The sequence below is a fragment of the Allorhizobium sp. NPDC080224 genome (assembly GCF_050281005.1).
Classification (GTDB): domain Bacteria; phylum Pseudomonadota; class Alphaproteobacteria; order Rhizobiales; family Rhizobiaceae; genus Allorhizobium.
Map to the genome: position 1 here is coordinate 593,383 of NZ_JBNNWJ010000001.1, position 13,758 is coordinate 607,140.

The following is a 13,758-nucleotide window of genomic DNA, read 5'->3' on the forward strand; positions in this document are numbered from 1 at the left end:
CGCGGTCCCCATTTGTGCCGCATGATTTTTCCTGTCATGCCCCGGCGGACTGCCGGCCGATGACGCTGACCGCGCCGGCTGGATTGATGGACGTTAAGACGAGCTCGCCGCTGCGCGGGACGATCGATGTCAGCCCCGTGATGTTCACCTGATGCGTGACGAGCACAAGAGGTAGGTCCGCAGGCGGGCTTAACAGCCAAGTTCGCAAAGCTTCCGTCTGTGTCGCGCCATTCTCCGCTCGGCCGAAAAAGGAATTGAGAAGCGGCTGCGGCGACACCGGCCCGAGGTCCAGTAGACGTGCGGTATCGAGACATCGACACCATTCGCTCGAATGGACCGCCGCCCTGTCGATCCCGTTTTCGCGCAGCAAGGAGCCGATGCGCTGCGCCTGGGACCGGCCCTCATTGGAGAGATTGCGCTGCGTGCTGCAATCGCCCAGGCGCATGCCGGCAGGATCACCCGTTCCAGGCGCGATCGCATGCCGCAGAAGCACGAAGGCCCGCTTGGCGCGCCACGCCTCCCAGGGATCGGCGCTGCGCGCAGGCTTGCTCGCCAGGACAAAAAACGAAGTCATCAGAAAAGCGCGTCGTGAAGGCATGGCTGTCGTTCCCCGGGCACCACGAAAAACCGAACACCTTGTTCTACGGCGCGCGAAACAATCGAGATCGCCGGCGCGGTGCACATCTCTGTGAAGAGCGGACATTCGAACTCAAAGCACGGCACCTGGGCTCGGCCCGTAAAGATTGCATTCACCTTTTCCCGGTAAAGCTTTGTTAGCAATTCCCAGAGGCCCCCGGGTGTCCGACTTCGAATGCGCCCGGCATTAGTTTGAGTTCTTGTGCCATGCGTTCCAAGGTTGTCCCTTCGCTCCTCATCGGCTGTCTGGTGCTTGCCGGCTGCAGTGCTCGCACCAATCCGATAGAAGCCCTGCAACTTGGCTCAAAGCGGGCGCCCCAACAGGTTCAGACTGCCGCGGCCCCGACACCTGCCGTCGCCGTCGACGAGCAAACAGGTTCCATTGCATCCGTAGCGTCGACATCCGGCAGTGACCCGCAGGCTTTGTCCTGGGCTGGAGACACGCCGAACCAGGCGCATTTCGATACGCCGCAGATGACCGCCGGCATGCCCGTACCCAACCAGCGGCCAATGGCCATGCTGTCGTCGCCGATACGCGCGGTCCTTGCCCCCCGCGACCCGACTGAGCGCTCCAACGGACGCCATCGCGTTTTCAATCAGCGCTTCAGCGATGCCAAGCCGATCAACTTCGGCAAGGTGACACCGAAGCATCATGCCGTGCACGGCGTGGACGTTTCGCGCTGGCAGGGGAATATCGACTGGCAGACGCTACGCAGCCAGGGCGCCAACTTCGCCTATATCAAGGCGACTGATGGTGGCGACCATCTCGATCCAATGTTTCACACCAACTGGAAGCGGGCCAAGGAGGCGGGAGTCAAGCGCGGCGCCTACCACTTCTTCTATTGGTGCCGCGTCGCCTCGGAGCAGGCGGATTGGTTCATCCGCAACGTCCCGCGTGATCCGGATGCCCTGCCGCCGGTCATAGACGTCGAATACAACGGCGAATCCAGCTGCCGCTTCCGCCTCTCGCCGGAAAAGGCGCGCGAAAAGATGCAGGTCTTCATGGATCGTCTCGAGCGGCATTACGGCAAGCGGCCGGTCATCTACACGGCCCCCGACTTCTACAAGGACAATCTGCGCGGCCACTTCCTCGACTACCCCTTCTGGCTCCGCTCGGTCGCGGCCCATCCGTCCAAGGTCTATCCGGGCCGCAAGTGGGTCTTCTGGCAGTATTCCGGCTCCGGCCTCTCCCAGGGCGTCAATGGCAAGATCGATCTGAATGTCTTCTATGGCTCGGTCGCCGACTGGCAGAATTGGGTCGCGGGCAAGAAAAGCTGGGAGAGGGTCGCGGGCCTGCGTTGAGGCCCGCGTCGACACAAGGGTGTCAGATAGGCGACGGCTCCGTCACGGGCGGATCGCGCGTCTCGTCGGGATTGGGTGTCGGCACCTCGTCCGGCAAGACGTCCGGCTGCGGCTCCTCGATGGGGACTTCCGGAGCCCAGGTCGGAGCAGGCATCGGGGGCTGGTCGTCATAGGGCGTCGAAGGGTTTGGGGTGGTCATGATCATCTCCCTGAGAACCGCCCGCCGCGGAATGTGGCCGGGTTCGGCATCATGAAGAAGCAATTCCGCCGCCCTCGACTTTGTTCCTGAAAACCCGGCAGCCCTCATTGCCGCCGTTCTGCGCTCCTCGCATCCGTGCCGGAACTTTACCCTTGTCCATATTGTTCGATCCACCGGATGAACTGAGGGAGAAGGCGAGCGGATGGACGAACAGCGATCAAGGCCCGAAGACGAGCGTCCGGTCGATCCGGAATACCGGGTGTTTCCCAAAAGCTGGGGCGCGGAATACATCGCTGCCGGCGAGGTGAGGTTTCGCTTGTGGGCCTCGGGCATCGAGACACTCAACCTTCGCCTGATCGATGAAGAGGTGCCGATGACGGCCATGGGCGATGGCTGGTGGGAGCTCCTCGCGACCAACGTCGCGCCAGGGACGCCTTATGCCTTCGTGCTCCCGGATGGGAGACATGTGCCCGATCCCGCCGGCCGCGCTCTGAAATCGGATGTTCACGGTCCGTCGCTCGTTGTCGATCCGACCGCCTATCGCTGGAAGAACAGAGGCTGGACGGGCCGTCCCTGGTCTGAAGCCGTAGTCTATGAAATCCACGTGGGGACTTTCACCGACGAAGGCACATTTGCGGCGGCAGCGGCAAGATTGCCTGCCCTTGCAGATCTTGGGGTGACAGTGGTTCAATTGATGCCCGTTGCCGCCTTCGGGGGTAAGCGCGGCTGGGGTTACGACGGCGTACTTCTCTACACGCCCCATCCGTCTTATGGCTCCCCCGATGACATGAAGGCCTTCATAGATGCCGCCCATGGCCTCGGTCTGATGGTCATGCTCGATGTCGTTTACAATCACCTGGGGCTCGATGGGAATCATCTGCAAGTCTACGCGCCGGATCTCTTCATGGCTGAAGGCACCCCCTGGGGACCGAGGCCGGATGTGTCCCGCAAGCCGATGCGTGACCTCATCGCGGAAAACGCGCTTTACTGGCTGGAAGAATTTGCCCTCGACGGCCTCCGCTTCGATGCTGTCGACCGGATTGAAGACGCAGACAGCGACGAGCACTTCGTCGAAGAGCTGGCGCTTCTTATCCGCAAGACTTTGCCGGGGCGTCACGTCCATCTGGTGGTCGAAGACAGCCGCAACATGACCGCGCTCCACGAGCGAAGCGAAGACAACGCAGTCCGCCTCTATGATGCGGTCTGGAATGATGGCTATCACCACCTCATCCATGCCTGGGCCACCGGCGAGCATGTTGGGCATTTCAAGGTTTTCGCCCAGAACTTCTGGCCACGCATCGCAAAGACGCTCGCAACCGGCTTCGCCATCCAGGGTGAGCGGATCGAGGGCAAAGGCGATGCACTGGTGGGCGAACCAAGCGGCCACCTGCCGCCCGTCACCTTCATCAACTTTCTGCAGAACCACGATCAGATCGGCAATCGCGGCCGCGGCGATCGCTTGTGGAGCCTCATCGACCCCGATCTTGCCGAGCGGTTAATGGCGATCTTGCTGCTCGCGCCGCAGATTCCGATGCTCTTCATGGGCGATGAATTTCGATCACGCGGCAGGTTCTTCTTTTTCAGCGACTACCCTCCGGATCTCGATCAGAACTCTCCCGAGGATCGACTGCGGGAAGCCAAAGCTTTCGGCACGGAAGACCTCGAGCTTCAGGAAATTCGCGACCCCAATGATCTCGAGACCTTCATCGCCTCCAAGCTCGACTGGGAGGAGGCTGAAACCGAACGAGGGATGGTTTCACGAACCATCTGCCGTGACCTGATCGAAAAACGAAAGCGTCACCTGATGCCTCTGCTTGCAGATGTCGGCGGCGGCGTCGGCCTTGTGCTGATGGCGGAGGAGGGGAGGCTGGCAATCGATTGGCAGCTGGGGGAGCATCGCTGGCAGTTGCGGGCAAATTTCAGCGATGAGATTGCAACGCTGCCGCCGGTCCATGGAGCCACCATCCATGCCATGCCGCCCGAAGCTCAGTCAGACATCCGGGATCTCTCACGCTTTCCCGCGGCAAGCCTGATTGTAGCCTGCGGCTAAAAGGCCCTGACGTAAAAAAACTGCACCTTGGCAGGAACCCTCGAGCCGATCGCACGTTCTAGTGAAATCAGGAGGAGTGCGGCATGACTGAGGTGTATTGCGATATTATTCCCCAAGCCAATGGCTGGTGCTTTCTGTCGGAGGAAGGACAGTCGGCCGTTTACCCGAGCTATCGGCTCGCGGTGGAAGCTGCGCGAGAATATTCCGCGAGCAAAGTCTCCATCCGCAAAGTGACGGTTCTGCGCCAGCAGGATTTGCGGGGACGTATGCAGGAGATTGCCGGCATTGCGCAGGCATGGGGGCCGGACGGCACGACCGGCATGGGTGGACGCGCCTGACGTTTCGTCTGGCCAGAAAAATCGGAATATAGGTGAAACCGATTGACGCAAAGGTGATCCCGGCGGGTCCTTGGGAGTGGCGTGCAGCCTGTCCCCGGCGTTCGGCCGCTATGCGACGCCGCGGCACGTGCGTGACCCATTCCCCAGTGTCATGGCGCTTCGCCGCTTTCCATCCGGACCGTGACCTTTTCGACCCCTGGGACCGCAAGCGCGACTTCCACGGCCCTGTCCATCTCCTCGCGCTTCGCGACGCCGCCGAACAGCAAGATCTCCTTGCCGGTCGCCACGACGCGAAGGCCTTCCGCCCCCACACCGTCAGAAGCGGCCAGCGCGTCGGCGACCCGTTGCTCGAGCTCAGCCTCGGCTGGAAACTCTTCAGCCACCTCGGGGGCCTCTCCATGGAAACGCTGGGGCTTGAATATCATGGCAACCTCCTGTGTCGCGGTCACCATCCTAACGCCCGCACGCGCATTTGGTTCGCCGAAGTCCCCATGATTTCTGGGCCTCGCTGCAGGAGGGCGGTGCCTTGAACCGCGTTGGCAGGTTGTTCGCTGGTCTCTTTCCGACTGCGTCGATCGGCTCATACCTTGCCGCAATGGCCGTTCTGGCAACAGTCCCGCTTCTCGCCTTTGTCGCCTTTTTGCTGTTGCAGCTCGAGCGATCGCAATTTCAGACCATGCGCACGGACGTGGCAGACGATGCCCAGGCCATAAGCCGCGCCGTCGAGCGCAAGATCGCCGACATGGAAACGACGCTCGCCCTTGTGGCGAATTCCGTCGAGCTGCAGCAGGGCGACCTGCAGGCATTCCATGCGCGCGTCGGAGAAAGCCTCAAGGAGAGCTCTCTCTATGTCATGCTGGCGCGGCGGGACGGGGTACAAGTCCTCAACACGCGGATGCCCTGGGGCGCCACACTGAAACCCATGGCCAATCCGGACTCGGTGATGGCCGCCCTGCGCTCCGGCAAGGTCGAGCTTTCGGGCGTCTTCTTCGGCGCGACGAGCGAGCGCTGGGTGGTCAACCTGACCATGCCTGTCACCGCGCGGACTTCGGACGGCATTAACGCCGTCGTGCTCACCCAGGATGCGGCAAGCCTTGCAAGCCTTGCCGCGCGCGAGGCGTTGCCGGCCGGGTGGTCGTCCGCGCTGGTGGATGGCGATGGCCGGATCGTCGTGTCGAACGGCGCCGAGAACAAGCCATCCGGTACTGAAATCGAGCAAAGTTGGCTGGATCTGATGTATGGCTCCAACAACAGTGCCGTCTTTTACCAGAATGGTCGACAGTATCTGATGGGATACGCGAAAGTTGCGGACTGGCCATGGCGCGCTCTGGTCTGGGGACCCGTAGACAGTCTCAAAAGCTCGTTCATTTCCCTCTGGCAGAGCTTTCTGATCGGCAGCCTCGTTCTCATGGCCTTGCTGCTTGCGATCGTTCTGGTCGCTGCCCACCATCTGCGCTCGGCGATCCGAAGGATTGCATGCATGGCGGAGCGCATCGGTCATGGTGAGATCGTCTCGCCGGAGCGCACCAAGATCCTCGAGGCAAACCAGGTGGCTGTGGCTCTGTCGAATGCTTCCTTCGACAGGGCAGAGGCGGAAGAACGCATCCACTTCATTCTGCAGGAGCTCGTTCACCGCACCAAGAACATCCTCTCGCTGGTCCAGGCGATGATGCGGCAGCTGGCCCGCGGCACCGATGACGTCGAGGAGTTTCAGCGGGCCGTCAGCGGGCGCCTGGCGGGGCTTGCACGGTCGATCGAAGCGCTTGCCAAGCAGCAATGGGGCGGTATTCCGCTGGCGTCGCTCGTTGACTTGCAACTGACCACCGTCACGGGATCGGTGGATCGCATCCATCGTCGCGGTCCGGATCTGCTGGTCAACGCGAACGCCGTCCAGAATCTCGGCCTGGTTTTTCATGAACTGGCGACCAACTCCGTCAAATACGGGGCTCTATCGGTTCTCGAAGGCCGGCTTCGCATCGAATGGGAGGTGCTGGAGCCCGAGACGCAGGAGGAAGAGCCTCGACTTCGGCTGCAATGGATCGAGCAATACGGTCCGCCTGTCACGAAGCCCACACGGCGTGGCTTCGGATCGACCGTCATCGAGCGCCATGCGGCAAGCGCGTTTGCCGGCGATGTCACGATCGATTTCGATCCCGCCGGCTTGCGCTGGACGCTGGTCGCGCCGCTCTCTTCCTTCCTCGCCGGGTCCACCGACTAGGCTGGCACAGGAACCTTTCGGTGCGTCATCGGGTTGATGATGACCACTTTGGAGGATTGACCATGACTGACAAGCGCCGGGAAGCTGACAAGGCTAAAATCCATGACGACGCGAAGGGGCAGTTCGCTGGCACGCAGGCCGGCGGCGACAGCGACGGTGTCGCAAGCGCTAAGCCGACCGTGGTGACAGGGTCCGAAGACGCCACGGTCAACAAGTGGCCTCCGGGGAAGGAAGACAAGCCGAAAGACTGGGACGCCAATTTCGACATCCGAGAACAGACCAACCGCCGTTGATTAGGTCGGTTGATCAGGTCAGAATTTTCCTGACCCCATCCGCGCACCATTGATTTGTGCGGGGACCGCCACGAGCGAGCGGGAGCGCTCCCGAAGCGGCAGGTCGGCGCGCAATGGCATAGCAACCTGCCGATGTTCCTTGCTCGCTGTGTCACGCTTGGGCTTGCGCATATGCGCAAGCCACTTCGTCACCATCTCTCTGATCATCATCATTCCTTCTCCTTCATTGCCTCTGTGAAACCGTTCGGTTGATTGAGATCGCTTGCCGTTCGCCTCAGGGCCTCTGCGCGCGCTTTGGCCGTGTCGAGGATATCCCGGATCGCTTCACCCTTTTCATGACCGCGCCCGATCCCGGCAGACGGCTCTACGCCGGGATCTTCTGCGCCGTCGCGCAGGAGCACTTCCTGTTCGAGATTGCGCAGCAGTTCGGGAGCGCCCTCTGGTGAGATCAGGATTTCGCTCAGCAGCGAGACCAGGATTTCCCGGTGCGCGTTCAGCCGGGCCTCCAGCGTCTTCAAATCGCTGTCCACTATGTCTACTCCCTGTGTTGGTCATCGATGGGAAGGGGAACATTGGGACGCCCCAAATGTTTCCTGAAGGAGCAATTTCTTCTGTCGAAAAGGAGTGGATCATGTCCGAGACGGTGCGCCCGCCACGCTGGCGTCGCTTTCCCGATCCGCGTGACCGGCTGATTGTCGCGCTATTCGCCCAATTGGAAGCAGAACGGCAGACACGCGAAACACTGCGCCAGGCAATCCGCTCTGGCGCGATCGATCCCGCTGTGCTTGAGGCCATCGCCGAAGACCCGGTACCTGCGAGCAGCGATGACATTGCAGCGCTCGAACGCACCATCGCCTTTCGCGAGCGCGTTAATGGCGATGGCGACTATCAAAGAGAGGATTGGAGATGAACGTGAAGAGAACGACGGCCGTACTCGCCGTCCTTGGACTGCTGACGGCTTGCGGCGATGGCGGCAACAACAGCAGCAGCAATTCCACCGGCTCACAGCAAGACGTGGCTCCCGACACCTTGCCGGCGATGGAAGCCGATAGGGACCCCACCCCGCAGACAGGGACCGGGGGTGCCGGCCAGAGCAGGCCCGATGGGCAGGCCAATCCCTGATATTGCAGCCGATTACGAACAGAGGGCCCGGTATCATCCGGGCCCTCTGTTTATGTAGAATTGCTTCAAGGGTCAGTGACGGAGCTCGGCACCGGTTTCCGTCAGACGACCATAAACTTCGGCATAGCTTTCGGCACTGCGATCCCATGAATAGTCGGCACGCATTGCCTGCAACTGCAGCCTTGCCCACTGTCGCTTGTCGCCATAGGCATCGACTGCGCGACGCAAGGCATGGCGCAGGCCCTCCGGTCGAACCGGATGGAACTGGAAGCCGGTGGCCGCGCGAGCTGAAATCGCCGCATCATTGGCGTCGATGATCGTCTCGGACAGGCCTCCGGTACGTGACACCACCGGCACGCAGCCGTAACGCAGCGCATAGAGCTGTGTCAGGCCGCACGGCTCGAAACGCGAAGGCTGGATGATGGCATCCGAGCCGCCGTGAATAAGATGCGCCGTGGGCTCGCTGTAGCCGACCGACACCGCCATGCGTCCGGGGAAACGCGCTGCAGTCGCTTTCAAGGCATCCTCAATGTCGTGGTCACCCTGGCCATGCACGATGAGCCGGCCGCCGCGATAGAAGATTTCGTCCGCGACCTCGGCCAGCATGTCCATGCCCTTCTGCCACGTGATGCGGGTAACGGCGGAAAAGAGCGGCCCGTCGCCCGGCTCCAGATTGAAGCGCTCGAGCAGCAGAGCCTTGTTGTTCTTCTTGTTGCGCACCGTCTTCACGTCGTAGCGGAAAGGCAGGTAAGGATCCGTGGCCGGATTCCAGACCTCCTTGTCGATCCCGTTGACGATCCCCTGCAGTCTGTCCATACGCGCGTTCAGCACGCCGTCCAATCCCATGCCGAAGGTCGGCGAAAGAATTTCCCGCGCATAAGTGGGGCTGACGACGGTGATGTGGTCTGCCGTCACCAGGCCACCCTTGAGGTAGCTGATGTCGCCGAAATATTCCATCTGTTCGACGGAATAGACCTCCGGCGGCAGGCCGATCTGCGGCAAAAGCGATGCCGAATACTGTCCCTGGAAGGCGAGGTTGTGGATGGTGAGCACGACGGGCACTGCGGAGCCCATCTGCCGCAGATAGACCGAGGTCAGTGCAGACTGCCAATCGTGGGTGTGGACGAGATCCGGCTTCCAGCCTGGCAGGACCCCGGCCGCAATCTCGGCGCCGGCAAGCGAAAGAACCGCAAACCGCTTCCAGTTGTCGGCATGATCGACGCCATGTTCGTCGACATAGGGACCGCCTGGACGATCGTAGAGCGCGGGCGCATCAAGGACGAAGAGGCTGAGACCGTCGATCTCCAGATGGCGCAAGGTCGCCTTCTCGCCGAGAAGATCGTCGAACTCCATGAGCGGCGGATGAAGACGGGCGAGCGCGAGGATCGACGGATAGCCAGGCACGAGCGTGTGGGTCTCGATGCCATAGGAGGAAAGCGCCTTCGGCAGCGCTCCAGTGACGTCCGCCAGACCGCCGGTCTTGACCAGCGGATAGATTTCCGAGGTTACCGCCAGCACATGCAGGGGAACTCGTGTCGGGTAATGCCGGCGCGGTCCATGCTCCTCCTCATCCCGATGATAGGCTTCCCGCACACGCTGGATGAATTGCGCCCGGCTGAGCGCCAGTGAAAGATCGACTCCTGCCACCTTGGTCACCCTTTCCGGCTCCTTGAAGCCTTTTTGGCCGGAAGGACCGGCTCCTCGGTGATGACAAGCCCCTCGTTCTCCGCCGACGTTTGGGCCGCTGCGATCCGTTGGCCGGACTTGGCCGTGGTCTGGCGTGCCGCCGCCTGGAGGGTTTCCCAGTCGGTGAGTGCTGTCTGCCAATGCGCTTCGTCCCGACCATCGGGACGGCCTTCCTCTTCCCAAAGCGAATAGGCTCGCCGGGCAATCCAGTCATAATCTCGTTCAGGCATGGCAATTCTCCGTCGTCGCCCAATGCCCGTTCCGCACGCAATCGTCCTCGGCCGAGCGCGGTCTCGTCGCACCCGCCGGCTCCCCGGTCAGATCTGTCTTCGATACCCCCATACCGACTTCAAATCCTCCGGCTCATCATTGGAGAGGAACAGGCAAGAGATGAACGCCATCGGGGGCAAACGGTTCCCGTTGCAACTGGCGATTTGAGCGCTGATCGGAACTGTTCCGTGCCGAGGGCGTTTTCCGGGGCAGTGCCGCGGCTGGATGGCGTTCGGGAGGTAGGGCAAATGGCGCAGCGCGCGTTCTGGAAAGGCTATCTGAAACTGTCCCTCGTCACCTGTCGGGTGGCCATGACACCCGCCGTCACCGAAAGCAACAAGCTTCGTTTTCACAACATCAATCGCAAGACCGGCAACCGGGTCGTCAGCCGTTATGTCGACGCCGAAACCGGCAAGCCCGTCGATGATGAGGATCAGGTGAAAGGCTACGAGCGAGCCGAGGACGATTATGTCCTGTTCGAGGATGACGAGCTCGAGGATGTGGCGCTGGAAAGCACCCGGACAATCGATATCGAAAGCTTCGTCCCGCGCAGTTCGATCGGCTGGATCTGGTACGACAGCCCGCATTATCTGGCGCCCGCCGACAAGGTGAGCGAGGAAGCCTTCGCCGTCATCCGCGAAGCGATGCGCAAGACCGATACCGGCGGCATCGCCCGTCTGGTGCTCTACCGGCGCGAACACGCCGTGCTTCTCGTCCCCCGCGACGATGGAATGGTCGTTTGGACGATGCGCTACGGCGACGAGGTTCGCGAACCCGATCCTTTCTTCAAGGAGGCCGGCCGGTCCGACGTCGCGAGCAGCGCCAAAACCATGATGAAGAAGCTCATGGAAGCGCGCCTGAGAGACTGGGATCCGAAACTCGTACGCGATCCGGTCGAGGAGCGCCTGCACGAAATCATCGAAAGCCGCACGAAGAAGTCCAAGCGGACGAAACCGAAGAAGGCGGCGGAGCCGGAGCGCAAGGACAATGTCATCGACATCATGGAAGCCCTCAAGCGAAGCCTCGCTTCGGAGAAAAAGACGGCGCGGAAGTAGCGTTTCCTAGCGGGTCTTTCTCGTTCTCCCGGCGGTGAATGCCAGCGGCGCTTCCGCCTTGCGGAAGTCGTCCCACGGATCGGCATCGAGGCTCGCCAGCCGTGTCGGCACGTTTTCGACCGTGAAATGGTTGGGCAGTATGTTGGGGCTGAGCTCCTCGAACGAGAGCGGCATCGACACGGGCGCCCCGGGCCGGGCGCGCGTGGAATAGGGCGCAACCGCCGTCGCACCCCGGCCGTTGCGCAGATAGTCGATCAGGATCTTGCCCTTGCGTTTCGCCTTGCTGACCGTCGAGACATAATCGGTCGGACTGTCAGCGCTCATGCTGTCCGCCAGTGTTTTCATCGCCGCCTTGACGTCAGGCCATTTCGCCTTCGGTTTGAGGGGCGCCACCACATGCAGGCCTTTCCCACCCGAAGTCTTGACGAAACCTGTAAGGCCCATGTCCTCAAATCGTTGACGCACCTCGAAGGCCGCGTCAATCACCCGCTCCCAGGTGACATCGGGACTAGGATCGAGATCGATATTCACCATATCCGGACGCTCGAGATCGCCGGCCCGTGAGCCCCAGGGGTGGATTTCCAGCGCAGCCCCCTGCACCAGGGACAGCAGCCCCTCAATATCGTGGATGCCGACGTGACCCTCGTCGTCTTGTGGGTCGCGGATGGTGATGATCTCCTTGCGCATGCCGCGCCATCCATGTTTCTGAAAGAAACACGTCTTCTCATGTCCCTCTGGGCATCGCAGCAAGGCGAGGGGTCGGTCTACTATGAACGGAGCGATCCGGGGCCAGACCAGAGCGTAGTAGTCCGCAAGCCCCTCCTTAGTGACACCTGCCTCCGGCCAGTAGAGCCGGTCGGGATGCGTAAGGGTGATGTCGCGGCGCGCCGCCTGCGCGGCCGCCCTCTGCTTCTTCTCTGCAGCCGAGCCAGTATTGCCAGGGCCGGATTTCCTGGCAGAGCCCCTTCCTGTCGGTTCCTCCTGGACCACGTCCCGTGCGGCCTTGTCTTCGCGCAGGCCCCGGAAGGAGGCATGGCGCAGGTGAGCGTCTCCTGTCCATCCACGAAACTCGATCTCGGCGACGAGTTCCGGCTCGACGAAAACCGCGTCTTTGCGTTCGGCACCCGTCAGCTTGTCTTTGAACGGGCTCTTGTCGCGCAACAGCGGCTGGAGCCTGGTGAACACCTGTCGGGCCACCGTTCGGCTATATCCGGTACCGACACGCCCGACATGCCGCAGTCCGTCCGCCTCGTTGACGCCCATGATCAGAGAGCCGATGGCCTTGTCGGATACGGAAGACGGCACATAGCCCCCGATGACCAGTTCTTGGCGGGCCGTGCATTTGGACTTGACCCACTCCCGCCCACGGCCCGATCGGTACGGCGCATCGGCGACCTTGGAGATCACCCCTTCGAGACTGAGGCGGCATGCATGTTTGAGGACGAGATCGCCGCTCTCGTCGAAATGACTGGAATACCTGAGCGGTATGCCGGCCTCGCTGATCAAGGGCTCCAGCAGAGCCTTGCGGTCCCTGAGCGAGGCACCGGTCAGATCCATGCCATCGAGATGCATGATGTCGAAAAGATAGTAGGCGAAACGATCATCGCGACCATCGCTCAGATCCTGCTGAAGTAGAGAGAAGTCGCTGCTGCCATTGCCGCTTTCGACCACGATCTCACCGTCGAGCAGCGCCGTCTGAACAGGCAGCCCCTTGAGGGCCGATGCGATCCGCTCGCCGAAGCGCTCCGTCCAGTCGAGCCCCGTCCGCGTCAGGAGCTGCACCCGGCCATGATCGATCCGCGCCTGGATCCGGTAGCCGTCCAGCTTGATCTCGTGCAGCCACCGGCTTCCTTTCGGCACTGTCTTCACGAGGGTGGCGAGCGCCGGCGCCAGGAAGTCCGGCAAGCTGCCCGCCTTGCGACCCTTGATCGAGGCTGCGTTTGGCGAGGACGATCCTCCGCGTTCGGCAGGCCGTTTGGCTTTCTTCGCTCCAGTCTTCCGCGAGTTCCAGACCGCAGCCTTGCCATCGCCCTTCAGGCTTTCGATCGATCGGCCGCTCTTTACCGAAAACGGCTTTTCCTCGACGATATCGGGATCATCAGGCTGCCGTGCGGCCTCGTCTTCTCCCTTGATCAACAGCCAGTTCTCGCGTGTTTCGTCTTCCTTGCGTGCCATGCGCACCAGATGCCAGTGTCCCCCAAGCTTCTCGCCCTTCAGCGTGAATTCGAGGTGGCCTTTCTTATAGCCCTTGCGCATGTCATGGATCGGTTCCCAGGTGCCGCGGTCCCATACGATCACCTCACCGGATCCGTATTGTCCGGGCGGAATGACGCCTTCGAAATCGCCGTAGGCGAGGGGATGATCCTCCACATGCACCGCCAGCCGCTTGTCGCCCGGCACCAGGCTCGGACCGCGCGTGACGGCCCAGCTTTTCAGCACGCCGTCCATCTCCAGACGCAGGTCGTAATGCAGGCGTCTCGCCGCATGTTTCTGGATGACGAAGCTATTGCCCTTGCTCGTGGCCTTTGCGGCCTTCGGCTCCGGCGTGGCCTTGAAGTCGCGTTTGCGACGATATTCGGAGAGCGACAT

General features: G+C 61.8%; 16 protein-coding genes. 8 read left to right on the forward strand and 8 right to left on the reverse strand.

The features are described from left to right. Window positions 1-34: 34 nt before the first annotated feature. Window positions 35-574 (reverse strand): histidine phosphatase family protein, encoded by a 540-nt coding sequence (locus ACQKP1_RS02870; RefSeq protein ID WP_427274131.1) that lies wholly within the window; start codon window positions 572-574, stop codon window positions 35-37. Window positions 575-843: 269 nt separating this feature from the next. Here ACQKP1_RS02870 and ACQKP1_RS02875 point away from each other — a divergent pair, with 269 nt between their 5' ends. Continuing rightward, window positions 844-1,938, forward strand: a complete 1,095-nt coding sequence (locus tag ACQKP1_RS02875; RefSeq protein ID WP_427274132.1) for a glycoside hydrolase family 25 protein — start codon at window positions 844-846, stop codon at window positions 1,936-1,938. A 22-nt stretch (window positions 1,939-1,960) separates the two neighbouring features. On the opposite strand, the gene ACQKP1_RS02880 is transcribed toward ACQKP1_RS02875, so the two are convergent. Continuing rightward, window positions 1,961-2,137, reverse strand: coding sequence for a hypothetical protein (locus ACQKP1_RS02880; protein ID WP_203019641.1), 177 nt, complete (start codon window positions 2,135-2,137; stop codon window positions 1,961-1,963). Between the two features lie 202 nt (window positions 2,138-2,339). Between ACQKP1_RS02880 and treZ the strand changes: the two genes are divergently transcribed. After that, window positions 2,340-4,187 carry a malto-oligosyltrehalose trehalohydrolase gene (gene treZ, locus ACQKP1_RS02885; protein ID WP_427274133.1) on the forward strand — a complete coding sequence of 616 codons (1,848 nt, stop codon included), beginning with the start codon at window positions 2,340-2,342 and terminating at the stop codon, window positions 4,185-4,187. An 83-nt stretch (window positions 4,188-4,270) separates the two neighbouring features. Next, window positions 4,271-4,525: a hypothetical protein gene (locus ACQKP1_RS02890; protein WP_203019643.1), complete on the forward strand. Its 255-nt coding sequence runs from the start codon at window positions 4,271-4,273 to the stop codon at window positions 4,523-4,525. Between the two features lie 149 nt (window positions 4,526-4,674). On the opposite strand, the gene ACQKP1_RS02895 is transcribed toward ACQKP1_RS02890, so the two are convergent. Beyond that, a complete protein-coding gene (locus ACQKP1_RS02895) occupies window positions 4,675-4,950 on the reverse strand; it encodes a BON domain-containing protein (RefSeq protein WP_427274134.1) in 276 nt (91 codons plus the stop codon). Window positions 4,951-5,051: 101 nt separating this feature from the next. Between ACQKP1_RS02895 and ACQKP1_RS02900 the strand changes: the two genes are divergently transcribed. Beyond that, window positions 5,052-6,743 (forward strand): HWE histidine kinase domain-containing protein, encoded by a 1,692-nt coding sequence (locus ACQKP1_RS02900; RefSeq protein WP_427274135.1) that lies wholly within the window; start codon window positions 5,052-5,054, stop codon window positions 6,741-6,743. A gap of 62 nt (window positions 6,744-6,805) precedes the next feature. After that, complete coding sequence (locus tag ACQKP1_RS02905; protein ID WP_203019645.1) at window positions 6,806-7,036, forward strand: hypothetical protein; 231 nt, start codon at window positions 6,806-6,808, stop codon at window positions 7,034-7,036. Between the two features lie 18 nt (window positions 7,037-7,054). Here the strand turns inward: ACQKP1_RS02905 and ACQKP1_RS02910 are convergent, their stop codons facing one another. Then, on the reverse strand, window positions 7,055-7,249 hold the full coding sequence (locus ACQKP1_RS02910; RefSeq protein WP_427274136.1) for a hypothetical protein: 195 nt from the start codon (window positions 7,247-7,249) through the stop codon (window positions 7,055-7,057). After that, the gene (locus tag ACQKP1_RS02915; RefSeq protein ID WP_427274137.1) at window positions 7,246-7,566 is read right to left on the reverse strand and encodes a hypothetical protein; all 321 of its coding nucleotides are present in this window, start codon (window positions 7,564-7,566) and stop codon (window positions 7,246-7,248) included. Before ACQKP1_RS02915 ends, ACQKP1_RS02910 begins: the two co-directional genes overlap by 4 nt. A 101-nt stretch (window positions 7,567-7,667) precedes the next feature. Between ACQKP1_RS02915 and ACQKP1_RS02920 the strand changes: the two genes are divergently transcribed. Then, complete coding sequence (locus tag ACQKP1_RS02920; protein ID WP_006726307.1) at window positions 7,668-7,946, forward strand: hypothetical protein; 279 nt, start codon at window positions 7,668-7,670, stop codon at window positions 7,944-7,946. A gap of 2 nt (window positions 7,947-7,948) precedes the next feature. After that, the gene (locus ACQKP1_RS02925) at window positions 7,949-8,158 is read left to right on the forward strand and encodes a hypothetical protein (protein ID WP_157790706.1); all 210 of its coding nucleotides are present in this window, start codon (window positions 7,949-7,951) and stop codon (window positions 8,156-8,158) included. A gap of 72 nt (window positions 8,159-8,230) precedes the next feature. Here the strand turns inward: ACQKP1_RS02925 and glgA are convergent, their stop codons facing one another. Together glgA and ACQKP1_RS02935 are read right to left on the reverse strand one after the other, a co-directional pair. After that, the gene (gene glgA / locus ACQKP1_RS02930) at window positions 8,231-9,682 is read right to left on the reverse strand and encodes a glycogen synthase GlgA (RefSeq protein ID WP_427276385.1); all 1,452 of its coding nucleotides are present in this window, start codon (window positions 9,680-9,682) and stop codon (window positions 8,231-8,233) included. Window positions 9,683-9,810: 128 nt separating this feature from the next. Continuing rightward, window positions 9,811-10,074, reverse strand: a complete 264-nt coding sequence (locus ACQKP1_RS02935; protein ID WP_006726304.1) for a DUF2934 domain-containing protein — start codon at window positions 10,072-10,074, stop codon at window positions 9,811-9,813. 288 nt (window positions 10,075-10,362) lie between these two features. Here ACQKP1_RS02935 and ACQKP1_RS02940 point away from each other — a divergent pair, with 288 nt between their 5' ends. Beyond that, complete coding sequence (locus ACQKP1_RS02940; RefSeq protein WP_427274138.1) at window positions 10,363-11,169, forward strand: Ku protein; 807 nt, start codon at window positions 10,363-10,365, stop codon at window positions 11,167-11,169. Between the two features lie 6 nt (window positions 11,170-11,175). On the opposite strand, the gene ligD is transcribed toward ACQKP1_RS02940, so the two are convergent. Further along, window positions 11,176-13,758: a DNA ligase D gene (gene ligD, locus ACQKP1_RS02945; protein WP_427274139.1), complete on the reverse strand. Its 2,583-nt coding sequence runs from the start codon at window positions 13,756-13,758 to the stop codon at window positions 11,176-11,178.